This window comes from Mesorhizobium sp. B2-4-1 (assembly GCF_006442185.1).
Taxonomy (GTDB): domain Bacteria; phylum Pseudomonadota; class Alphaproteobacteria; order Rhizobiales; family Rhizobiaceae; genus Mesorhizobium.
On the sequence record NZ_VFVN01000011.1, the window covers coordinates 179,917 to 202,874 of the forward strand.

The 22,958-nt window shown below is 64.2% G+C and carries 17 protein-coding genes and 3 pseudogenes; 8 read left to right on the forward strand and 12 right to left on the reverse strand.

Translation table 11 applies throughout. From position 1 onward, the window contains the following. Positions 1-5: 5 nt before the first annotated feature. From FJ949_RS25120 to FJ949_RS25130, 3 genes are read left to right on the forward strand one after another with little or no spacing between them, the layout of a single operon-like run. Complete coding sequence (locus FJ949_RS25120) at positions 6-485, forward strand: (2Fe-2S)-binding protein (RefSeq protein WP_140500117.1); 480 nt, start codon at positions 6-8, stop codon at positions 483-485. Continuing rightward, complete coding sequence (locus FJ949_RS25125) at positions 482-1,465, forward strand: xanthine dehydrogenase family protein subunit M (RefSeq protein ID WP_140500118.1); 984 nt, start codon at positions 482-484, stop codon at positions 1,463-1,465. The genes FJ949_RS25120 and FJ949_RS25125 overlap by 4 nt, the downstream gene beginning before the upstream one ends. Further along, the gene (locus FJ949_RS25130) at positions 1,462-3,759 is read left to right on the forward strand and encodes a xanthine dehydrogenase family protein molybdopterin-binding subunit (RefSeq protein ID WP_140500120.1); all 2,298 of its coding nucleotides are present in this window, start codon (positions 1,462-1,464) and stop codon (positions 3,757-3,759) included. The genes FJ949_RS25125 and FJ949_RS25130 overlap by 4 nt, the downstream gene beginning before the upstream one ends. A gap of 153 nt (positions 3,760-3,912) precedes the next feature. Here FJ949_RS25130 and FJ949_RS25135 read toward each other — a convergent pair whose 3' ends face one another. Then, positions 3,913-5,049: a helix-turn-helix transcriptional regulator gene (locus FJ949_RS25135; RefSeq protein ID WP_140500122.1), complete on the reverse strand. Its 1,137-nt coding sequence runs from the start codon at positions 5,047-5,049 to the stop codon at positions 3,913-3,915. A 199-nt stretch (positions 5,050-5,248) separates the two neighbouring features. Between FJ949_RS25135 and FJ949_RS25140 the strand changes: the two genes are divergently transcribed. Further along, positions 5,249-6,208, forward strand: coding sequence for an AraC family transcriptional regulator (locus FJ949_RS25140; RefSeq protein WP_140500123.1), 960 nt, complete (start codon positions 5,249-5,251; stop codon positions 6,206-6,208). 224 nt (positions 6,209-6,432) lie between these two features. After that, positions 6,433-10,521: an autotransporter domain-containing protein gene (locus tag FJ949_RS25145; RefSeq protein ID WP_181172149.1), complete on the forward strand. Its 4,089-nt coding sequence runs from the start codon at positions 6,433-6,435 to the stop codon at positions 10,519-10,521. A gap of 51 nt (positions 10,522-10,572) precedes the next feature. Here FJ949_RS25145 and FJ949_RS25150 read toward each other — a convergent pair whose 3' ends face one another. The 4 genes from FJ949_RS25150 to FJ949_RS25165 all read right to left on the reverse strand — a co-directional run bounded on the left by FJ949_RS25150 (position 10,573) and on the right by FJ949_RS25165 (position 13,655). Further along, positions 10,573-11,454, reverse strand: coding sequence for a DMT family transporter (locus tag FJ949_RS25150; protein ID WP_140500127.1), 882 nt, complete (start codon positions 11,452-11,454; stop codon positions 10,573-10,575). Between the two features lie 129 nt (positions 11,455-11,583). Next, on the reverse strand, positions 11,584-12,822 hold the full coding sequence (gene arsK / locus FJ949_RS25155; RefSeq protein WP_140500129.1) for an arsenite efflux MFS transporter ArsK: 1,239 nt from the start codon (positions 12,820-12,822) through the stop codon (positions 11,584-11,586). Then, a complete protein-coding gene (gene arsC, locus FJ949_RS25160) occupies positions 12,803-13,216 on the reverse strand; it encodes an arsenate reductase (glutaredoxin) (protein WP_140500131.1) in 414 nt (137 codons plus the stop codon). The genes arsK and arsC overlap by 20 nt, the downstream gene beginning before the upstream one ends. Positions 13,217-13,301: 85 nt before the next feature. Then, positions 13,302-13,655, reverse strand: coding sequence for a metalloregulator ArsR/SmtB family transcription factor (locus FJ949_RS25165; protein WP_140500133.1), 354 nt, complete (start codon positions 13,653-13,655; stop codon positions 13,302-13,304). A gap of 42 nt (positions 13,656-13,697) precedes the next feature. On the opposite strand from FJ949_RS25165, the pseudogene FJ949_RS25170 reads away from it, so the two are divergent. Further along, positions 13,698-14,233 (forward strand): annotated as a pseudogene (locus FJ949_RS25170) (DUF6428 family protein). Between the two features lie 162 nt (positions 14,234-14,395). On the opposite strand, the gene FJ949_RS25175 reads toward FJ949_RS25170, so the two are convergent. The 4 genes from FJ949_RS25175 to minC all read right to left on the reverse strand — a co-directional run bounded on the left by FJ949_RS25175 (position 14,396) and on the right by minC (position 18,296). Beyond that, complete coding sequence (locus tag FJ949_RS25175) at positions 14,396-15,853, reverse strand: hypothetical protein (protein WP_140500135.1); 1,458 nt, start codon at positions 15,851-15,853, stop codon at positions 14,396-14,398. A gap of 339 nt (positions 15,854-16,192) precedes the next feature. Then, a complete protein-coding gene (minE, locus tag FJ949_RS25180; RefSeq protein WP_140500137.1) occupies positions 16,193-16,465 on the reverse strand; it encodes a cell division topological specificity factor MinE in 273 nt (90 codons plus the stop codon). After that, entirely contained in the window at positions 16,462-17,277 is an 816-nt protein-coding gene (minD, locus tag FJ949_RS25185; protein ID WP_140500139.1) for a septum site-determining protein MinD, read from the reverse strand. The genes minE and minD overlap by 4 nt, the downstream gene beginning before the upstream one ends. Before the next feature lie 173 nt (positions 17,278-17,450). Continuing rightward, a complete protein-coding gene (gene minC, locus FJ949_RS25190) occupies positions 17,451-18,296 on the reverse strand; it encodes a septum site-determining protein MinC (protein ID WP_140500141.1) in 846 nt (281 codons plus the stop codon). A gap of 337 nt (positions 18,297-18,633) precedes the next feature. On the opposite strand from minC, the gene FJ949_RS25195 reads away from it, so the two are divergent. Together FJ949_RS25195 and FJ949_RS25200 are read left to right on the forward strand one after the other, a co-directional pair. Continuing rightward, positions 18,634-19,623, forward strand: coding sequence for a TAXI family TRAP transporter solute-binding subunit (locus FJ949_RS25195; RefSeq protein WP_140500143.1), 990 nt, complete (start codon positions 18,634-18,636; stop codon positions 19,621-19,623). A gap of 85 nt (positions 19,624-19,708) precedes the next feature. Continuing rightward, entirely contained in the window at positions 19,709-21,766 is a 2,058-nt protein-coding gene (locus FJ949_RS25200) for a TRAP transporter permease (protein WP_140500145.1), read from the forward strand. 189 nt (positions 21,767-21,955) lie between these two features. On the opposite strand, the gene FJ949_RS25205 is transcribed toward FJ949_RS25200, so the two are convergent. The 3 genes and pseudogenes from FJ949_RS25205 to FJ949_RS30540 form a co-directional block, all read right to left on the reverse strand. Continuing rightward, positions 21,956-22,303 (reverse strand): hypothetical protein, encoded by a 348-nt coding sequence (locus FJ949_RS25205; protein ID WP_140500147.1) that lies wholly within the window; start codon positions 22,301-22,303, stop codon positions 21,956-21,958. A gap of 156 nt (positions 22,304-22,459) precedes the next feature. Further along, positions 22,460-22,539 (reverse strand): annotated as a pseudogene (locus FJ949_RS30895) (PRC-barrel domain containing protein); the annotation flags it as partial. 233 nt (positions 22,540-22,772) lie between these two features. Next, positions 22,773-22,958: pseudogene (locus tag FJ949_RS30540) on the reverse strand (sulfite oxidase); the annotation flags it as partial.

Sequence of the window (22,958 nt, forward strand, 5' to 3'; positions counted from 1 at the left end):
CGCCCATGACGAACACCACAATCCCCGTCCATCTCGATATCAACGGCCAGCCGCATACGCTGGACCTCGAACCGCGCGTCACGCTGCTCGACGCCTTGCGCGACCGCCTCGGCCTGACAGGCACCAAGAAGGGCTGCGACCACGGTCAGTGCGGCGCCTGCACGGTGCATGTCGACGGCGAGCGCGTGCTGGCTTGCCTGACGCTCGCGGCACAGGCCGAAGGCCGCACCGTCACCACCATAGAGGGGCTTGCACGGGAGGGCGCACTGCATCCCGTGCAGGCTGCCTTCCTCGATCAGGACGCCTTCCAGTGCGGCTATTGCACATCGGGCCAGATCATGTCGGCGGTCGCCTGCATCCGCGAGGGCCATGCCGGCTCCGATGACGAGATCCGCGAATACATGGCCGGCAATCTCTGCCGCTGCGGCGCCTATCCGCACATCGTCGCCGCCGTGCGCCAGGCAGCGCTGGAGGCCGCGTCATGAGGGATTTTTCCTATCTTCGCGCCAACTCCGTCGACGCCGCACGCCAGGCGGCCGCCCTGCCCGGCGCCATGCTGCTGGCCGGCGGCACGACGCTGATCGACCTCGCCAAATGCGGCGTCGCCGAGCCCGACAGCCTGGTCGACATCACCCATCTCAAGGGGCTGGACGCCATCGAGATCGACGAGCGCGGCGCCGTCATCGGCGCGCTCGCCAGGATGAGCCATGTCGCCGACCATGCCGGCATCAAGGGCGGCTTTCCCGCTGTCTCGGAGGCGCTGTGGCAGGCGGCTTCGGCGCAGCTCCGCAACATGGCGACCGTCGGCGGCAATCTGATGCAGCGCACACGCTGCCCCTATTTCCGCGATCCTTCGAATTTTGCCGCCTGCAACAAGCGCGAGCCCGGCAGCGGCTGTTCGGCGATCGGCGGCGTCACCAGGGGCCATGCGGTGCTCGGCACCAGCGAGGCCTGCATCGCCACCTATCCCGGCGATCTCGCCACCGCGCTGGTCGCCTTCGATGCGGTGGTCCATCTCGGAGAACGCCGCGTCTTGGTCGACGACTTTTTCCTGCTGCCCGGCACCACGCCTCAGAAGGAACACGCGATCGAACCGGGCGAGATGATCACCGCCATCGAAATCCCGGGATCCGCCGCCGCCCGCCGCTCGAGCTACGTGAAGGTCCGCGACCGGCAGTCTTACGAGTTCGCCGCCGCCAGTGCCGCCGTCGGCCTCGAACTCGAGGCCGACGGGCGCACCGTCCGCGACCTGCGCGTCGCGCTCGGCGGCGTTGCCACGAAGCCCTGGCGGGCGCGCGCCGTGGAAGAGGCGCTGAAAGGCAAGGTGCTGGAGCCTAAGGCTGTCCGCGCGGCCAGCCTGCTCGCCGTCGAGGGCGCCGTCGACCATGGCGCCAACCACTACAAGATCGAGCTCGCGCCGCGCGTCGTGGCCAGAGCGATCCTCAAACTGGGAGAAGCGGCATGACCGTTCACATCGCAAGACATGGCGACGCCTCCGACGGCGTGCTGGCACAAGCCGTCGGAGGCCGGCTGTCGCGCGTCGACGGCCCGGCCAAGATCACCGGCGCGGCCAAATACGCCGTCGAACAGCAGCTCGAAGACCTGGCCTATGCCGTGCTGGTCGACAGCACGATCGCGTCCGGCAAGGTGCGCGCCATCGATACGGCGCAGGCTGAGGCGGCGCCCGGCGTGCTGCAAGTGCTGACGCCGGACACCATCATGGCCCTGAAAACCGCGTCGGACTGGTTCGGCACGCCCCCGCCCGACAAGCCTTATTGCCCGCTGGCGCGCGACATCAGCTTTTCGGGCCAGCATGTCGCCGCCGTGGTCGCCGAAACCTTCGAACAGGCGGTTGCGGCAGCGGCCCTCGTCAAGGTCGGCTATGACGAGACGCCGGCCATCGTCGACCTCAACGATGCCAAGGCCGGCGACGGCATTCCGATCGAGGCCATGACCAAGGAATGGGGCGACGCGCAGGCTGCCTTTGCGTCCGCCCCGGTCCGGATCTGCGCCGCCTACAACACGCCGCGCGAATACCAGGCGCCGATGGAGCCGCACGGCCTGATCGCCCGCTGGGAGGGCGACCGGCTCACTGTTTGGGAGCCGAGCCAATGGCTCGACGGCATGGCGCGCACCTATGCCGAATGGTTCGGTGTGCCGTTCGAGAATGTGCGGCTGGTCTCGCCCTATATTGGCGGCGGGTTCGGCTCCAAGGCGCTGGCGCTCGGCCACGGCGCGGTTGCCGCGAGTGCAGCCAAAATGCTCGGCCGGCCGGTGCGCCTGGTGATGACGCGCCCGCAGACCTTCACCGGCTATGGCGGCCGCGCCGCGACGCGCCAGACGGTGGCGCTCGGCGCGGATGCGGAAGGAAAAATCCAGTCGATCGTGCATCGCGGCGTCAATGAAACGTCGATCGATGGCATGTGGGTGGAGCCGTTGGCCTCGGTTACCTCGATCATGTACGCGACGCCGAACTTTTCGTCCCGGCAGAACGTCGTGCGGGTGAATTCCGTGGTGCCGGGCGCCATGCGCGCGCCGGGCGAGAACCCTTCGGCCTTCGGCATCGAAAGCGCCATCGACGAGCTCGCCTATGAGGTTGGCATCGACCCGCTGGAGATCCGGCTGCGGAACTATGCCGAGCAGGACCCGGAAGTGAAAAAAGCCTGGTCCACCAGGCAGTTGCGCGAGGCTTTTGCCACGGGCGCCGAGCGCTTCGGCTGGGCCAGGCGCTCACCGGAGCCGCGTTCGATGCGCGACGGCAACCAGCTGATCGGCTGGGGCGTGGCCGCCGGTACCTATCCGGTGCGGCGCGCCTATGGCGAGGCGATCGTGCGCATCCTGGCCGACGGCTCGGTGGAGGTCGAAAGCTCCTCGATCGACATGGGCCAGGGCACCTACACCATCCTGGCGCAGACGGCGGCCGAGACGGTGGGCGTGCCGGCCGACGACGTCGTGGTGAAGCTGGGCGATTCCCGCTTTCCCCGCGCCGGCGTCGCAGGCGGCTCGCGCCTGGCCGGCGTCATGACCGGTGCCGTCTACAAGGCCGCGACCTCGGCGCTCGACCAGTTGGTCGGGTTGGCGATCAGCGACCCGCGCTCGCCCTTCCATGCGCTGCAGGCCAACACGCTGGTCGTCGCCAATGGCCGCATCACCGCACCGCGTGGCGACGGCCCCGATGTGTCGATCGCCGAGCTCCTCAAAAGCGTCGGCCGCGATCGCATCGAGGCGACAGGCGATACCATGCCGGCCAATTCGAGTGCCGAGGACCGCTACAGGAACTACACCACCATCGCCATGGCGCTGCCGCACACCGAAGGCGACTATTCCCGCCACTCCTGGTGCGCGCATTTCATCGAGGTCCGGGTCGACGAGGATTTCGGCACCGTGCGGGTCTCGCGCGTCGTGTCGGCGCTGGATTCGGGACGGCTCTACAATCCGAAGCTGGCGGAAAGCCAGTGGAAGGGCGGCATCATCATGGGTATCGGCCAGGCGTTGCTGGAAGAAGGCATCATCGACCGCCGCCACGGCCGCATCGTCAACAACAACCTCGCCGACTATCTGGTGCCGACCAATGCCGACATTCCCGACATCGAGGTGATTTCGGTCGGCATCCCCGACCCGCACTCCTCTGTGCTCGGCGGCAAGGGCGTCGGCGAACTGCCCATCGTCGGCGTGGCGCCGGCGATCGCCAACGCGGTGTTCCACGCGACGGGGAAAAGGGTGCGCGACTTGCCGATCACGCTGGAGAAGCTGATCTGAGCGGTGGAAGCGAGTAATCTCCCCCCTTGAGGGGGAGATGGCCGGCAGGCCAGAGGGGGGCGGCCAGGCGCGATCCCGGCGAGCGAGCGCTTCGCGCCGGAGCCGCTCTGGAGGCGGTGAGCCGATCTCGCGCTGCGGACTACGCCTTCAGCCTCAATGCGCTGCCAGGGGCGTGCCTATGTCCGAGACGAGCTTGACGAGGTCGGCTTGGCGTCTCGTCCCGGTTTTGGCGAAGATACGATTGAGGTGTGTCTTCAAGGTGTTTTCGCCGATGCCGAGCGACAAAGCGCTCTTCGACGCCGACAATCCGCTGCCGATCCGCAGCAGGACCCGCGCCTCCGCGGGCGTAAGGTCGAACAGCGTGGTCAGGACGGCCTCCGGGAGAGGAGAAGCCGACGTTGTGGTCGATATGAAGACAGCCGCGCATGCCGGCCGGAAAGCCGCGCGCGCGGTTCCTTCGGTCAGCGGCAGCACATAGGCGACAGCGGGCGGCCGGCCTGGGGCCGAGACCGGCAGTCCTATGCCCCGGGCGCCAAGCGAAGCATCCGCGTTCGCGGCGCTGGCGATCGCTTCCAGCAGGGCGCGGGCGACCGCCGGATTCTGCGCCTGGAGTAGGCCGTTCCTGGAAAGAATCGGACCTTGCGCCGACAACATCCGTTCGGCAGCGCCATTGGCATGGAGGATGGCCCCGTTGGCGCCGGCAAGCACGACAGGCACTGCGAGATTGTCGAGCGCCTGGCGGTAAAGGCTGGCGGTAACGCGAGCCTGGTCGAGCAGGTCTCCGATCAGGGAAGCACGGCGCAGATGCGGCGAGAGCAACGCCAGGAAATGTTGGTCTTCGGCTGATATGATCCCCCTGTCGGCCCATGTGGTGCAACCCATGAGCCCGATCCGGTCCGATGTGTGGACGAACTTGGTGATGCAGGCTTCGCGCAGTCCCTGAGGTTTGGCCCAGTTCTGAAAAAATGCCGTCTGCCCGAGTTCGGCTTCGCTCATCAGCGACAGCGTCGCGACAGGCGTGTCGACATCGCCGACGACCGACATCTTCAGACCGGGAATTGCGTCAAAGTCATAATCCTGGAGCACGCGCATTTGCACGGGATCCCAAGGCGATTGAGCGGCGAAGCGGCCATGATTGTCGGCGGTGCTGGCGAGCGCGATGGTTGTATAGGCCGCGTCCATGGCGGTCGTGATCCGGGTCATGACGCCGGCCCAGCCTTCCGGGTTCAAAACGCAATCGTAAATATCGCCGATAATGGAACCAAGGACTTCGCTGCTCAGCCTCTCCACCACGCCTCCAGACACATTGCGATCTCGCCTCGGAGAATTTTGTGGCGTCATACTTTTGGATGACGCCACTCCTGGCCGATCTCGATTAGGATTCAACTCGATTGCTTGACGCCAGCCGCCACTGTTGCCGGTTATTCTGCCGATTGAAAGTATGGCGATCGGTATTTTTTAAGCGCGGATACTTTATCGAGGTTTTCCATTGTCGCGAAAGACGGTGTTTTCATCGGCTCAGTTGCCACCGCATCTTGACGAACGCGAGCGATTTTCCCTGTGGCAGGACATCCACGTCGCGGAAATATGGTCGGTGGAATACGGCATATCGGAAAACCTGCCCTTCGAGGCCTCGATCGAAGCCACGGCTGTCGGTTCACTGGTTCTCGGTCAGATGTCCGGAACGATCAAGCAGGCGACAAGGAAGGCGAGCAACATCGCCGAGGACGACAATGACGGCTATTTGCTGTTGATCAACAAGGCCGACACCCTCTTGTCGGGCGTGCAGGTCGGCCGCGAATATGCCGTCGGTCGGGGAGAAGCGGTCCTCGTCACGGCCTCGGAGGCGCTGAAAATGACCGGTGCCGACAGCAATATCTGGACCAATGTGGTGGTCCCACGCGCGGTCCTCATGCGCGCCTTCCCGCAGATCGACGACCGGCTGGGGTTGAAGATCGGCGCCGACAACGAAGCCCTCGATCTTCTCAAGCGCTATTGCGAGCTTCTTGAAAGCGGCAGCCCGCTCGCCTCGGCCGATCTCATAACCCATGCGACGGACACGATCGTGGACCTGATCGGCCTGGTGACCGGGGCGAAAGGCCGGGCTGCCGAATTGGTCGGCCTTCGCGGCCTGCGCGCCGCCAGGCTGGAGGCGATCCTGGCAACGATTGCCGAGGATTTCGCCGATCCTGGCATCTCCGCCCAAGGTGTCGCGCAACAGCTCGGCCTGTCGGCGCGCTACGTCCATGATCTCCTTCAGGAAACCGGAGTGAGCTTCTCCGAGCGCGTTCTCGAACTGCGGTTGCAGAGCGCCCACAGGATGCTCTCTCAGAGACACAGCGACATGCGGATTAGCGATATCGCGATGACGAGCGGGTTCAGCGATGTATCGTATTTCAATCGCTGCTTTCGTCGCCGTTTCGGCTATACGCCGACCAGCGCCAGATAGGTTGCGGCATTTTCTGTGGCCGGCCCTGGCGCGGCGTCCGATTCTCTCTTTGAGAGGCCGGTGCGGCGGCACCTGCGCGATCGTGGCGCAGAACTGCCACAGTGCGCGCAAAAGGCTCGGCTTTTCGCTCCAGTCCAATTCCAGTGCGGCCCTGCCCAAGACAAGCCCGAGCTCCAATGGCATGTCAGCCTCAGGGTGAAATGACTATCATGTCAGGGGTTTGGATGCCGCAGAATGGTTTTGGTGGCCGCAGGGCTAACGCGTGGAAATATCTGGCGCTGACGTCGACCGCGCTGGTCGGATTCGGCCAGCCGATCGCCGCGACGGCGGCCGATGCCTGGACCGGCACCACCTCCACGGATTGGTTTACCGCCGGAAACTGGAACGCTGGGTCAGTGCCGACGGCGGCCGATATTGTATATATCAGCAATTCGACACCGAATCCGACTGTTATCAACGCTGGCAACGCTTTTGCCGACGATATTTACCTTGGCTTTGTAGCTTCTTCGGACGGCAGCCTTGTCGTTTCGAACGGCACGTTGACGACCGACCGAGCATTCTTATCCTGGGGGGATAACTCCACTTCTGATGTCACCGTAACAGGTGCGGGTTCCTCGTGGACCAGCAGCAGTTTGGTGGTTGGTAGTTTCGGGCTGGCTACGCTCGATATCCTCAATGGCGGTGTCGTGACGGATGCTGTGGGTATTGTTGCGGGCGCCAGCAACGTTCAAGGCGTCGTAAAGATCGATGGCGCCGGCTCAACGTGGCTTAACACTGATAGCCTCACGGTCGGCAGTTCCGGCGTTGGTGCGGTAACGGTTTCCAACGGCGGCAACGTCATCAGCGACAGCGCCTATATTGGCCGATATTCAGATTCGATCGGCTCGGCGACGATCGATGATGCCACCTGGACAAACAATGGAACGCTCTATGTCGGCCATGATGGCGACGGCGCGTTGATAATCACCAACGGCGGTGTGGTTAGCAATGCTGATGCCATGGTGGGCTACAGCACCGATTCAGCCGGTAAGGTGATGGTCGATGGCATCGGCTCAACCTGGCTCAACAGCGGGAACTTGTCCGTCGGCGTCGACGGGACAGGTACGTTGATGGTCTCGAACAGCGGAAAGGTCAGCAATACTTCAGGTTATATTGGCGCCTCCGCGGGTTCGACCGGCAAGGTGTTCGTCGACAACTCGACCTGGACAAACAGCGGATCGCTGGGTGTCGGCGATTTCGGCACCGGCACTCTGGCGATCAGCCATGGCGGCGACGTCAGCTCCAATGGGGGGACTATTGGCGCGAATGCCGGCTCGACCGGCAGCGTGTTCATCGAAAATGCCGGCTCGACCTGGACCAACAGTTCCGACCTGGCTGTCGGCGATTTCGGCACCGGCACGCTAGCGATCAGCAACGGCGGCGCTGTCAGCAATGACAAGGCCTATGTTGGCAAGTCGGCGGGCTCGACCGGCATCGTGATAGTCGTCGACTCAACCTGGACAAACAGCGGGTCGCTGATCGTCGGCGATTTCGGCAAGGGCGCTCTGCAGATCACGCAAGGCGGCGCGGTCAGCAACAGTTGGGCAACTGTTGGCGCGAAGGCGGGCTCGACCGGCATCGTATTCGTCGACGGTGCCGGCTCGACCTGGACAAACAGTTCGGACCTGATCGTTGGCGATCAGGGCACAGGTACGCTGACGGTTTCGAACAAGGGCACGGTCAGCAATCAGAACGGCATTTTGGCAAATGTTGCGGGCTCCACCGGCACGGCGACGGTCGAGGGTGCAGGCTCGACCTGGGCCAGCGTAGCCCTTTTCGTCGGTTTCGCCGGCACGGGCGAACTGAACATCCTCAACGGCGGCGCGGTCAACAGTGGCCTGGGCTTCGTTGGTTTCGGTTCGGGTTCCGCCGGCACAGTGACCGTCGACGGCGGGGGATCGACCTGGACAAACAGTTCCAACCTGTTCGTCGGCGATCAGGGTACCGGCACGCTGAATATCTCGAACGGCGGCAAGGTTAGCGATACCACAGGCTATGTGGGCGCATTCTCTGGCTCGACCGGCACGGTGACGGTCGACGGCGGGGGTTCGGCTTGGAACAACAGCTCGGACCTGTTCGTAGGCGGTTTCAGCACGGGTACTCTGACGATCTCGAACAGCGGCACGGTCAGCAATGGCTGGGGCTATATCGGCTACGTTGCCGATTCGACCGGCATGGCGGCGGTTGACGGCGCGGGATCGAAGTGGACGAACAGCGGGGACCTCTATGTCGGAGGCTTTGGCACGGGCACGGTGACGGTTTCGAAAGGCGGCGTGGTCAGCAATGGCTTGGGCTTGGTTGGCTACGCCGCAGGTTCGGTCGGCACGGTAGCGGTCGACGGCACAGGCTCGACATGGGCCAGCAGCGGAGATCTTGATGTCGGCGTTAGTGGAACAGGCACGCTGACGATTGCCAATGGCGGCGCGGTGTCGAGCGGCGGCGTGGTCAACATCGCCGCCATGGCGGGCTCCGTCGGCACGCTCAACATCGGTGCGGCGAGCGGATCGCCAGCGGCGGCCGCGGGCACGCTCAATGCGGCGAGCGTCCAGTTCGGGCCGGGCGCGGGTGCGATCAACTTCAACCACACCGATACGAACTACGCCTTCGCGTCGGCGATCGGTGGCGCAGGCACGATCAACCAGATCGCCGGCGCGACGAACCTCACCGCCGATTCGAGCGGCTTCACCGGTGCCACCAATGTGGATGGCGGGCGGCTGGCCGTAAATGGTTCGCTGGCCAATTCGCTGGTGACGATCTTCGGTGGCACGCTGGGCGGCAACGGCACGGTGGGCGGTGTCATGGCGCGGTCGGGCGGCATCATCGCCCCCGGCAATTCGATCGGTACGCTCCACGTCGCCGGCAATCTCGACCAGGCGGCGGCCTCGATCTACCAGGTCGAGCTGACCTCGACCGGCCAGTCCGATCTCATCCACGCGACGGGCACGGCGACGATCGCCGCCGGTGCGGTCCTCGACGTGATCAAGACCAACGCAGCACCTTACGTGGCGGGCACGCATTACACCGTGCTGCAGGCAGACATGGGCGTCACCGGCACCTACACGCTCAGCGGCCTAGGCCCGTTCACCGGCCTTTTCGCGAGTTACGACCCGACGCATGTCTATCTCGACGCGACGCAGGCAAAATCCTTCGCCGAGGTCGGCCTGACACCCAACCAGATCGCCACCGGCGGTGGTGCCGAAAGTCTTGGCAGCGGTAATCCGCTGTTCGATGCGATATTTGCTTTGCCGAGCGAAGCAGCCGCCCAGGACGCCTTCGACCAGCTTTCCGGGGAAATCCATGCCTCGGCCAAGGGCATGCTGCTTGAAGACAGCCGCTTCGTCCGCGACGCCGCCAGCAATCGCATTGCTGCTGCCTTTGGCGATGGCGGCGCGGCGGCGCTGCCGGTCATGGCCTATGGCGAGGGTGGGCCGGAAATGGTGGCGGCCGATACCGACCGCTTCGCTGTCTGGGGCCAGGTGTTCGGTTCGTGGAGCAACACCGACAGCGACGGCAATGCCGCCGCCTTCGACCGCTCGACCGGCGGCCTGTTGGCCGGCGCCGACACTTTGGTCGGCGGCTGGCGTGTCGGCCTCATCGGCGGCTACGGCCATTCCTCCTTCGATGCCGACGACCGCGATTCATCGGGCAAGGGTGATAGCTATCATCTCGGTCTCTATGGCGGCACCAACTGGGGTGCCATCGCCTTCCGCAGCGGTGCAGCCTATAGCTGGAGCAGCATCTCGACCAGGCGCTCGGCTGCTTTCAACGGCTTTGCCGATCAACTGTCGGCGGACTACGACGCCGGCACCGCGCAAGTGTTCGGCGAACTCGCTTACAAGGCTGATGCCAGTGGCTTCCATTTCGAACCCTTCGCCAACCTCGCCTATGTCAGCGTGCACACCGACGGCTTCACCGAAACGGGTGCTGCCGCGGCGTTGACCAGCGCCAGCACAAACAACGACGCCACCTTCACCACGCTCGGCCTTCGCGGCGCGACCGACTTCGCGCTTGGCGGCATCGATGCCACCGCTCGCGGCATGCTCGGCTGGCGTCACGCCTTCGGCGATGTCACGCCGACCTCCGCTTTCGCCTTCGCCGGCGGCGATCAATTCACCATCGCCGGCGTGCCGATCGCCAGGGATGCCGCGGTGATCGAGGCCGGCCTCGATCTCAACATGTCGGCCAATGCGACGCTCGGCTTGTCCTATACCGGCCAGTTCGGCAGTGGCACGGTCGACCAGGGCGCGAAGGTCGATCTGGGCGTGAAGTTCTGAACGACGGTGGCGAAACCGGGTTTGCAGCACGAACCTGCACGCTGATCCGCCCTACTCCGGCGACGGCACCGGCGGCTTCGAGGTCAGTGCGGTGCCGGCGGCCGCGACGATGACGGCGGCGATGCCGGCCAGTTGCGGCGCGGTCAGGCTCTCATGCAGGAACAGGAAGCCGGCCAGCGCGCCCAATCCTGGCTCCAGGCAGGTCAGCGTGCCGTAGATGCGGGCCGGCATCCGGGTCAGCGCCACCATCTCCAGAAAGAACGGCAGCGCGCTCGAGAACAGGCCGACGAGCAAGGCACTGACCAGGATCGACGGCGCGAGCAGGCCAGCTCCCGCCTGCGCCACGCCGAAAGGAAGCACCAGCACGGCGGCGATCGCCATGCCGTAGGCGGTGGTGCGGGTGCCGAGCTCGGCGCCCGCCTTCTGCGCCAGCACGATGTAGAGCGCCCAGAAACCGCCAGCCGCCAGCGCCAGCATCACCCCAGTCGGATCGAGCGGCTGGAACGAACGGATGAAGGGCGACAACAGCACGATGCCGGCGACCGCCAACGCGATCCAGGCAAAGTCGCCGGCGCGCCGCGAGGTCAGCGTCGCCACCAGCAGCGGTCCCGAAAACTCCAGCGCCACCGCAACGCCGAGCGGAATCGTGGCGAGCGCGGCGTAGAACAGGAGGTTGAGCGCGCACAGCGTTACCCCATAAGCGACCAGCCACGGCACGGTGGCGCGCGAAGGCCGCATCTGCCAGGGCCGTAGCACGGCGATCAGCATCAGCGCGCCGACGACCAGCCTCAGCGTCGTCGTGCCCTGCGCGCCGATCACCGGAAACAGGCTCTTGGCGAAAGTGGCGCCGATCTGGATCGACACCATGGCCCCCAACAGCGCCATCACAGGCAAAGGCGCCGCTTCGCGACCGACAACCGGCGTCGATGTCACTTGATCCCGTCCTCCGTACGCCATCAGGCAAACGCTGCGTCATGGGAGATAGGGCGAACCGGCCCGCTCGTCGTGAGGCAGGGCCGGCATCTCGATGGGGCAAGAAAGGGCCGGACGAGCCGGCCGCCCTCAGACGCGGCCGTTGCGCGCGTTCGGCAGTCTCGTGATCGCTGTCAGGACCAGCAGCGCGGTGCCGCCCAGAAACGCCATGGCCCCCAGCGACAAGGCAATGCCGACATTGACGATGGCAAAGGCCAGCGCAAAGGGCGCGACGGCCGAAACGAGCAGCCGGGCCGATGTGACGCGCCCCTGCAGACGGCCATAGTCCGCACTGCCGAACAATGTCAGCGGCAGGGCGCCGATGACGATGCTGAAAAGCCCGTTGCCCATGCCGAAGACGACGGCGAAAACCATCGCGCCTGCAACGGAAGGCGCCGTGCAGTTCAGCACGACGACCCCGCTCGTCATCAGGCCGGCCGAGATGATGGCCAGCGTCAATGGCGGCAGGTTGATGCCGAAGATCATGTTGATGAAGCGGCTCAACACTTGTGACGGCCCGAACAGCGTTCCGACGACGGCAGCGGTCGCCCCGAGGCCAAGTCCGGAAAGCAGCGGCACCATATGCACCAGGACAGCGGCGCCAAGCAGGTTCTGCAGCGAGAAGGCGATGACCATCAACGCGAAGCCGAGCGGCCGCGCCGAGGCCGGAAGCGATCCCTGGACATGCCGTGGCGGCTCGGTCGCCGAGCGCCTGCTCTTGGCCAGCCCGTGCGAGAGCCAGGCGTGCAGCGGCAGGCAGACGAGCAGGTTCAGCCCCGCGAAGACGAGATAGACGGTTCGCCATGACATCTGCGCGTGCAGGGCCGAGGTGATCGGCCAGAACACGGTCGATGCGAAGCCGGCGATGAGGGTGAGATAGGTGATGCTGCGTTGCGCTGCACGCGGCCTTATCTGCACAAGGAGCGCGAAAGCGGCGCCGTACTGGACCAGGTTCGATGCCACTTCCAGCACGATCAGCGCCGCCACGAAGGCCCCGGCCGCCGGCGCGTAGGCACAGGCGGCGAGCGCAGCCGCGGCAAGGATCGAGCCGACGGTCATGATCTTGCCGGCGCCGAAGCGGTCGATCCAGTTTCCGAGCCAGGGCGCCGTCAGCCCGCCAACCAGCAGAGCCGCCGAGAGCGCGCCGAAAATCCATTCGGTCGGCCAGCCCAGATCGCTGGCCATATCGGCGGCGAGAATGCTGAAACTGTAGTACAGCGTGCCGTAGCCGATGATCTGGGTGACGCCGAGGGCGGCAATGGCGGCCAGCGGCGAGCGCTCCGGGACTTCGAGATCGGAAAGGCTTCGATCACTTGATGCCACGGTCATGGTTCACTACCTCGCCATCTTCCTTGGTGAAGCGGACCACCGGATGGTCGAGCAGATCGAGCACGAGCTCGGACGGACGGCACAGCCGCGTCCCCTTGGGCGTCTCGACGATCGGCCGGTTGATCAGGATCGGATGCCTCAGCATGGCGTCGATCAGCTGTTCATCGGTCCATTTGGCGTCACCCAGGCCGAGTTCGGCATAGGGCGTACCCTTTTCGCGCAGCAGAGCGCGCGCCGGAATTCCCATGGCGGCGACAAGCTGGCGCAAGCGGTCCCGGCTGGGCGGATGTTTCAGATACTCGATGATGTCAGGCTTCTCGCCGCTCGCCTGGATCATGGCAAGCGTGTTGCGCGAGGTGCCGCAGTCGGGATTGTGGTAGATCGTAGCGGTCATGGCTTGGCCTCGACGGCAAGAGGTTGGATTTCGGATTGCTGATGCGGCGCGGTCGGGACGATCGCCCGGGCTGTCGGCGCGACGATCACTGAACCGGTCCCTTCACATCGGCGGCGCAGCAGTCTGGAGCCAACGCCGAAGCGCGGATCTCCAGCCGGCCGGAGCAGCAATCCTCCATCAGGAAACGGATGAGGCCGCTCAACGTGTCATATTCGGCGCTGTAGACCATGGAGCGCGAAGCGCGCCGCACGCTGATCAGCCCTGCCCGCTCGAGCTCCTTCAGGTGGAAGCTCACATTCGAGGCCGAGACCTCGACTTTTTCGGCGATGGCGCCCGCGGCAATCCCGTCCGGACCGGCGATCACCAGATGCCGCAGGATGCGCAGGCGCGTTTCTTGCGAAAGAGCCGCAAAGGCGGAAAGGGCTTGACGTTCATCCATATTTCAACAATCCTAAAAATGTTGAAACAAGGATTACCGCACATGCTCGTTTCTGACAATCGGGAATTTGAACCCGCTGACGTCGTTGATCCCGACGACATCACCATCGCTGGCTTGCTGGAGTTTCTGGCGGGCTACGAGGACCGGCGCCTGGTGTTCTTCTACGACGGCCGGCCGGTGAGGCCTGTTACCACGTCACCGAGGTGAAGGCCGGCCAGTTCGCTGCGCTGGACTGCGGTGCAAACCCGGAATCCTGGGCCGAGATCTTCGTGCAGCTCTGGGACGTCGAGGAGGACCGCACGCATATGCCGGCCGGGAAATTCTCGGCGATCATCCGCAAGGTGACGGAGCATGTCGGCCTCGACCATTCCGCCAAGCTTACTTTCGAAGTCAGCGACGGCGTGCGCCCGATGCAGCTCTACCGCGCCGCGCTTCCCCGGCTCGCCGGTGATGCGGTGCATGTCGAGCTTTCGCCGCGGCCGGCAAGCTGCAAGCCGCGTGACCGCTGGCTGGAGGAAGAGAGGAAAGCCAAGGCCTGTTGCGGACCTTCGGCCGGACCGGAACCTTGCTGCGGCTGACGTTTCGCAGCCAAGCAGATGGCTTGGCGCCGTCTTGACGGACGGCCTTCCGCTCCCTCAGTTCAGCGATTTGCGCCGCGGCGGCGGCGTGCGATCGCGTTGAGGCAGCGGGCGCGGAACGCTGCCCCGCAGCGGGACCTGCGGCCATGCCGGCGAAATGAGCTACGGCGTGGCGCGGAGGTTCCTGCGGATGCGCCGCCTGCCCGTTCCACGGGCTTTCTCCGCCACCACGGCGGCGATGTCGACCACGTCGGCCTCGCGCGATCTGCCGTTGGTGGCCTTGTGGAGCCGTTCGTAAGGCAGCAATTCCTTGATCCGGGCATTGAGCGACGCGATTTCAGCTTTGAGGTCCTCGCATTCCTGCCTCTGGACATCCAGCTGTATCTGTTCCGATGCTTGTTGCAGCGCAAGCTGCGAAAGATTGGCGTTCGCTTTCGAAAGGCTCGTCTTGTCGTTTTCGTTCTCGTCGGTGAGCGAGGACAACTTTTGATCGGCGATTTTCTTTTCGGCCAGGGTGTCGTTCAAGTCGGTCTTGAGCCTGGCGATCTCGGCTGTGGCCTCGCTGTTCTCGTGCGAGGCCCGCTCCAGCCGTGATTGCAGGTCCTGGATCTCGGAACGCAATCCGCGCATTTCCATCTGGCTGCGCGCGAGTTCAGCTTGCCTGTCGCCTTCCATCATGCTGGCCGCTTCGGTCATTTCCGACAGCTTTGCCTGGGCAGTCTCGAGTGACTTCTGGAGCCTTATCTCCTCCTTCTCGCTCTTGCCGAGCGCGGCCAGCAGTTCGGCAAGCCGCGCTGCTTCGCTGGCATGGATCGTCGAGAGCTCGTCGAGCCTGTGGCGCGTCTGGGTTTCCCGCTTCAGCGCCTTATCAAGCTCGATCGACAGGCTGACATGTTTTTCCCGCAGCATCTTGCTCTCGCGCAGGCGCCTGTTGGCCTCGACCGCCCTGGCCGTCAGCCGCTTGGCGATGTCGCCGAACTCCGCGTCGCGTTTTGCGCCCGCATTGGCCGTTTCGGCAAGTTCCAGCCTGGCCGCTGCGAGCGCTGCGCGAAGCGCCTCCCTGTCCTGGACCAGGCTTGTCTCGCGCTGTTGCAGCAATTCGCAGGCGCTTTCACGCTCGCGCAGCTTTCTTGCCGTGTCGTGCAGCTTTTCCGACAGCGTTCTTTGTTCCGCGACTAGGTCGCCATTTGCGAGCTCCAGCTCGTTGGCGCGAAGAATATCGGTGTGGAGGATGTTGAGGAACTCGCGCGTCAAATGGTGTGAGGTAGCGATCTCCGACAATTTGCCGTTGATCTCGTCCATATAGTTCCTGGCGTCATGGAACATCCCTTCGAAGGCACTCAATGCCGCCATCCGGGTCTGGGTATGGGGCGTCAGTCGTGGTGCGGTTTCGGTATCGTCGGCGTTGCCCGCGCCGTCCGGATTATCCGCATCATCCGCATTGGCCTCGGGTGCCGAGGCCTCGGCTCCTGGCGCGGAATCTGGGATATAGCCGCTGTCCGGCGGCGCGTCGTATTCGGTATCGAGGCTGGCATCCAGAGCGTCCGCCAGATCGGCCTGCAGCTCCTGGAGTGCATCATCTACGTCTTCGGCACGCTTGATCAGACCCTTGAAATTCATAACGAATGCCCTTTACGCATACCCCATTCAGTATTTAATAATTGGCTAATATGTATGCTTACATCCACTGATTGCGCAGGGGAAGCCCCCCATTAGGGGGAGCGTAAAGTTGGACATTTGGGGTTGGGATGCGGCGGGCGACCAGTGCCGCGGCCGTCTTTTTGCAGAATTGACGCACCCGATTTCTGGGTGGAATCTGATGCGGAAAATCCTGGATCCTACCTTCCCCTCGTGGAAGGTAGGACTGAGGCGCTGGCGCTGAAGGATGCTCGTCCTGTAGCGCCGCGCCAACTCCGCCCGCTGCTTGCAGCGACCCTCCCCACAAGGGGAGGGTAAAAGTCAGCCCGCCATGGCCAGCGGCACGGCGCTTTTGTTGGGGATCTGGATGTCGATTTCCAGCGTCGACATGGTCTCGCCGCGGTCCATCGAGATTTGCAGATAGTCCTGGTCGATCTGCACGTGCTTGGCGATGACGGCCATGATCTCCTCGCGCAGCACGGAGACGAGATCGGGCTGGCCACGGCTGCGGCGTTCGTAGGCGAGCAGCACCTGCAGCCGCTCACGCGCCACGGGCGCGCTGGAGCGCCGCTTGAAGAGGTCGAGAATGTTCATGCCGCCCTCCTTCCGAGCAGCCTGTCGAGGAAGCCCTTGCGCTCGAAGGGAACCACGACCGGCAGGTCTTCGCCTTCCAGTCTCCGCGCCGCTTCGATATAGGCTTTGGCGGCGGCGTTCAGCGGATCGCTCAGCGTCACCGGCGAACCGAGATTGGAGGCCCTGAGCACATCCTGGCTCTCCGGGATGATGCCGAGCAGCGGCACCGACAGGATTTCCAGCACGTCGTCGATGGACAGCATCTCGCCGCGAGCCGCGCGGCCGGCATCGTAACGCGTCACCAGCACGTGCTTGGCGATTTGCTCGCCCTGTTCGGCACGCATGGTGCGGGCGTCGAGCAGGCCGATGATGCGGTCGGAATCGCGCACCGACGACACTTCCGGATTGGTGACGATGACCGCCTCGTCAGCGAAGCGCATGGCGAGCTGCGCGCCGCGCTCGATGCCGGCCGGGCTGTCGCAGAACACATAGTCAAACACCGAGCGCAGCTTCTCGATCACCTCGCCGACGCCTTCTTCGGTCAGCGCGTCCTTGTCGCGCGTCTGCGAGGCCGGCAGCAGGAACAGCGTATCGACGCGCTTGTCGCGGATCAGCGCCTGCGACAGCTTGGCCGTGCCCTGGATGACATTGACGAGGTCGAACACCACGCGCCGTTCGGCGCCCATGATCAGGTCGAGATTGCGCAGGCCGACGTCGAAATCGACCAGCGCCACTTTCTTGCCGGTCCTGGCGACCGCGGCCCCCAATGCGGCCGTCGAGGTCGTCTTGCCGACACCTCCCTTGCCTGAGGTGACCACCACTACCTTGCCCATGAAAAAAGCCTCCGTCGCCTGATGTTGTCGTTTGTTATTGCTCCGTGCATCGCACGGCTATTGTTGGAACCTGCCATCATCCCACGCGAAACCGGTCCCAACCTTGCGGACCTGAACGTCCTGTTCGCGGTCGCGCAAAACAAGAACTGGTCCGGCGTTTTCATCCCGGCGCCCTAGTTCAGTGGCACGACGCGCAGCACGCCGTCTTCGAGGAAGGCCTGCACCGGCTTGCCGCGCGAGGCGCCTTCCATGTCCTCCGCCGTGGTGTACCAGCCGTCGATGGCGAGCAGTTCGGCCTCGTTCCTGCGGCAGAAGATGCGCGCCGAAATATTGCCTTCCGAGCCCGCAATGGCGCGGCCGCGCAGCGTGCCGTAGACATGGATCGAGCCCGCCGCAATGATCTCGGAACCGGAAGCGACCGATCCAAGCACGATGACATCGCCATGCGGATGAAAGATCGACTGGCCCGAGCGAAGGGGCGACTTGACCATCAGCGTTCCGGCCAGGGCCGGCTCCGCCGCGCCGGCTTGCTGTTCTGTCTTGGCTGCCTTGGCCGCCTTGACCCTTCCAGCCTCGGCCCTGCCCTCGTCGGGCTTGCCCGTTTCCTTGCCGCGTTCCGAAGACACCGCTTCCGTCTTGCCGGCCTCTTCCGCCAGGCCTGCCTTGCCGTTGCGGCCGGGCTGCGCCAGCAGGCCATCTGAAGTGGCCTCCTTGGCGCCGGCCAGCAGCGGCGGCAGCTCGGGCCCGAGCGAGGCCCCTTCGAGCTCGATGGCATAGACCCGGATGCCACGCGTGCCGAGCGAAGCGACCAGCGCCGCGATCTCGTCGGCCGCAGGCTTCAGCGCATTGAGGTCGAGCACCACCGGCCGCCCTGAGAAATAGCCCGGCGAATTGCCGATCCAATGATCCAGCCCCTCCAACCAAGCACCGATCGGCGCCTCCGGCGTCAGCGTGAAAGCGACGAACGAACGGGCGCGAAAGCGAATGGATTTGGTCTCCAGGGGAGCGGCAAATGTCACGGCTGGCGAATCCTTACTCAATGGTTAAAGGGTGCCGGCCGAATGGTTAACAAATGGTTAATAAAGACGGCTGGCACCTTGGAAGCCGCCAGAAATTGGAGGGTCGGCTAACCGCCAGTTGCGGATGCCGGCTGACAACACGCGGAATGTGTTGATAGCGCCGCGTCAGCAAGCGGATTACCGCCGTTCAATCGACAAGCTAGATCTCAAAATGCGCCATGACGGCAACAGGGAGGGGGCACCGCCAGCGACGACAGATCCCCTCCCGAAAGGCGCGCGCAGGTTGACAATCCTTGGGTTGATGCAACATCCTGCCGATCTTTGACCGGGAGGTAGTATGACTGTTTCGATCAACCGTCGCGTCTTTTCCGTCGGCGCGGGCACTTTGGCGCTGGCCGCGGCAGGGTTTTCGCCGGCGCGCGCGCAGCAGGCTTTTTTCCGTATCGGCACCGGCGGCACGTCCGGCACCTACTATCCGGTGGGCGGGCTGATCGCCAACGCGATCTCGGCGACGGGGCCGGCCGGCGTCGAGGGCCTGGTTGCCAGCGCCACGTCCTCCAACGGTTCGGTGGCCAACATCAGCGCCATCCAGTCGGGCGCTTCCGAATCGGGCTTCACGCAATCCGATGTCGCCTACTGGGCGCATTCGGGCACCGGCCTCTACGAGGGCAAGCCCAAGGTAGAGGATCTGCGCCTCATTGCGACGCTCTATCCTGAAACCATCCATCTGGTCGCGCGCGCCGACGCCGGCATCAAGACTGTGGCGGATCTGAAGGGCAAGCGCGTCTCCCTCGACGAGCCGGGTTCCGGCACCATCGTTGATGCGCGCCTGGTGCTCGGCGCCTACGGTCTAACGGAGAAGGACGTAAAGCCCGAATATCTCAAGCCCGGCCCGGCCGGCGAGCGCCTGCAGGACGGCGCCATGGACGCCTATTTCTTCGTCGGCGGCTATCCGACCGGCGCCATCGTCGAGCTTGCCAGCACCAACAACATCACGCTGGTGCCGATCACCGGCCCCGAGGCCGACAAGCTCCTGTCCGAACAGAAGTTCTTCTCGACCGACATCGTGCCCGCGGGCACCTACAAGAATGTCGGCGAGACCAAGACCATTTCGGTCGCCGCGCAATGGGTGACCAGCGCCAAGCAGACCGATGACCTCATCTACAAGATCGTCAAGTCGCTCTACAGCGACGAGACCCAGAAGGCGCTGCAGGCTGGTCATGCCAAGGGCAAGCTGATCACGCTCCAGAACGCGGTCACCAGCGCCGGCATTCCGTTCCATCCGGGCGCGGAGAAATTCTACAAGGAAGTCGGCGCCCTGAAATAAGAGGCCATCAACAGACTGGCGACAACGAGGCGGAAGGCGTGCTTTCCGCCTCGTTTGTCTGGGGATTCAGGATACGGAACCGACTATGAGCGACGACGACAAAATCAGGCTTTCCGGCATGGAGTTCGACGAGGAAAAGGCTCGCGAACTGGAGGAGAAATTCGACTCCGAGATCCGGTTCCGGCCGCTGACCCGGGCCGCCGGCTGGCTGGTCGGCTTCCTCCTGGTGGCCTTGTCGCTGTTTCACTATTACACGGCTGGATTCGGCTTGCTGCAGGAGATGCTGCACCGGGGCATCCACCTGTCGATGGTGCTGTCGCTGATCTTCCTCGTCTTCCCTCTGGTGAAGAAGGGCTACGACCAGCCCGCCCAATCCAGCTTTCTGCGGCCGCTCGGCATACCGGTTTTCGACTGGCTGCTGGCGCTTGCCGCGGTGATAGCGGTCCTGCACGTGCCGATGATCCCGCTCGACGATCTTGCCTTCCGCGTCGGCAACCCCACGACGACGGACGTGGTGCTCGGGCTGACCCTCATTCTGCTCCTGCTGGAAGCGACGCGCCGGTCCGTCGGCATCCCGCTGCCCATCATCGCCATCCTCTTCATGGCTTATGCGCTGTTCGGCCCCTATATGCCGAGCATCCTGGTGCATCCCGGCGCGTCCGTCTCCCAGCTCGTCGACCACCTCTACCTGACGACGCAAGGCATCTACGGCATCGCGCTCGGCGTCGTCGCCACCTACGTTTTCCACTTCGTCCTGTTTGGCGTCTTCGCCACCCGCATCGGTCTCGGCCAGCTCTTTCTCGACTGCGCGGCATGGGTCGCCGGCCGCTACGCCGGCGGTCCGGCCAAGGTATCGATCTTCGGCTCGGCCCTGTTTGGCATGATCTCTGGCTCGTCGGTCGCCAACACCGTCACCGTCGGCTCGCTTACCATCCCGGCGATGATCCGGCTCGGCTACAAGAAGCATTTCGCCGCCGCGGTGGAGGCGGCTTCCTCCACCGGCGGGCAGGTGACGCCGCCGATCATGGGAGCCGCCGCCTTCCTGATGATCGAGTTCCTCGAACTGCCCTACACGACCATCATCCTGGCAGCGATAGTGCCGGCCTTCATGCACTTCTTCGGCGTGTTCATGCAGGTGCATTTCGAGGCCAAGCGCACCGGCTTGCGCGGCCTGCGGCCGGACGAGATGCCCGACGTGGTCGAGGCATTGAAACGGGACTGGCCGACCATCATCCCACTCGTCGTCCTGATCGGCGTGCTTCTTGCGGGTTATACGCCCTACATGGCTGCCTTCTGGGGCATTACCCTTTGCATCCTGGTCGGCCTGTTTAACCCGCGCCGGCGCATGTCTGTCGCCGACATCGTGGTGTGCCTGCGCGACGGCGCCAAGTATGCGCTCGCCGTCGGCGCTGCCGCCGCCACGGTCGGCATCGTCGTCGGCGTCGTCACCCTGACCGGCGTCGGCTTCAAGCTGTCCTACATCGTCACTTCGACGGCAGGCCATCTGTCGCTGCTGTTCGGCACCTTTATCCCCGAAGCGATCTTCTCAACGCACGGGCTGACCCTTTTGTTCACGCTGATCATGACCGGCGTGGTCTGCATCCTGATGGGTTGCGGCATCCCGACGACAGCGAACTACATCATCATGGTGACGATTGCCGCGCCGGCACTGGTGATGCTCGGCACCGAGCCGATCGTCGCCCACTTCTTCGTTTTCTATTATGGCCTGCTGGCCGACATCACGCCGCCGGTTGCGCTGGCTGCCTACGCTGCCGCCGGCATGGCGGGAGCTGATCCATTCAAGACCGGCAACACTGCCTTTCGGCTCGGGCTCGGCAAGGCGCTGGTGCCTTTTGTCTTTGTCTTCTCGCCGTCGCTTCTCCTGGTGACGAAAGATTTCACCTGGCCGAACTTCTTCCTGGCTTTCTTTGGCTGCGTGCTCGGCATCACCTGCCTGGGGGCCGCCCTCTCGCGCTACCTGCTCGTGCGCACCCGGCCATGGGAAAACGTGTTGCTGGTCTTGGCCGCCCTGCTTCTGGTGGCGCCCGAACTCTATTCGTCCCTACTCGGCCTGGTTCTGACCATTCCCGTCGTCTGGCGCCATTGGAGCGCGCGCAACGTCGAAGAGGCGCGACCGGCTTGATCAGCGCCGCCCCAACGATCCCTCCCCGAGAACTCAAAGGGGCAGGAAACGTTTTGGGGACTTCAGGAAGTCAGCGTGCTCTCAACCTGAATCTGACGCGAACCGCCAGGATCGGTTCCGCGGGGGAAAAGTTCCCCGAGAGCTGACAGACAGCCTTCGACATCAGAAAGCGACAGCCGGAGTTTCAAGTCATTGAGGGTCAGTGACGAAAGGCATGATGTCCACGCCGTCTCCCGGGAAGACGGTGAAATGCGGATGGCTTTCGAACAGGCGGGCGGCGGCATCGATTGTATCGGCCTCGACGACAATGTAGCCGCAGAAAGGGTTCACGGCGTCTGCGACCCCATCCTTGGTAACGCGCGTCGTCCTCCCGACCATGCCGCCGCGATCGGGGAAAGATGCGGCATTTCTCTCCTCCCAGTCCGTCCACTGCTGTAGGCCGACGCTATCAATCGCATCTTGCTCGGGCTTGGGCAGGCTGCGAAAGCGGGCAAGGTCTTCAGGCTTCATGGTGTAGACGGCAAGAAAGCGGGGCATGTGACGGTCTTCGCGCTGACAGAACCGATGCCAGCCTAGACTCTCGGTTGGCCGAAGTCACTAAGCACTACCACCCTCAGGCACGGCGAATTGCCCTTGTCCGGGCACTTTCGGATCATCTCACTCTCCTTTCGAAAAGGGCCACGGTCGGGCCCTTCAGTCGCGGTGCTCCGGCACTCCTTTCAGCTGGTCCTTGGTCCATTGGGTCACGGCGTGGCGCCGTCCTCGTCGCGCATGAGTCGAGCTCGGTGACGGCCACCGGGCTCGGCGAAGGGCGAGGAACGCCAGCCGTTCAAGTTTTCTCCGCGTCCGCGCAGGTCACTAAACACCGCTCTTGGCGCTGCGATGGAGTCGTCATCGCATCGTCTCTGGCCAGCTTCAGGCCGGCGCCTGGTCGGATGTGGGTGACCCCATGCCAAAGACATGGGGGCACATCGCTCTCAGACACTTTGATACGACTGCCCGCCAGTCAGTGAATGTTGATACGTCGCGTCACCTGACCGTTGCTTTCCCAATAGGTATGCTTCTTGGCAATGATGGGATCGTCCATTGCGGGTTGGACCTGCCCTCCCGTATCAACCGCGCGCGAGGTGACGGCGTGCTCTCCGGCGGAAGGCTTGGGCCAGTCGACGGACCATAGTTTCCAGGCAAAGTC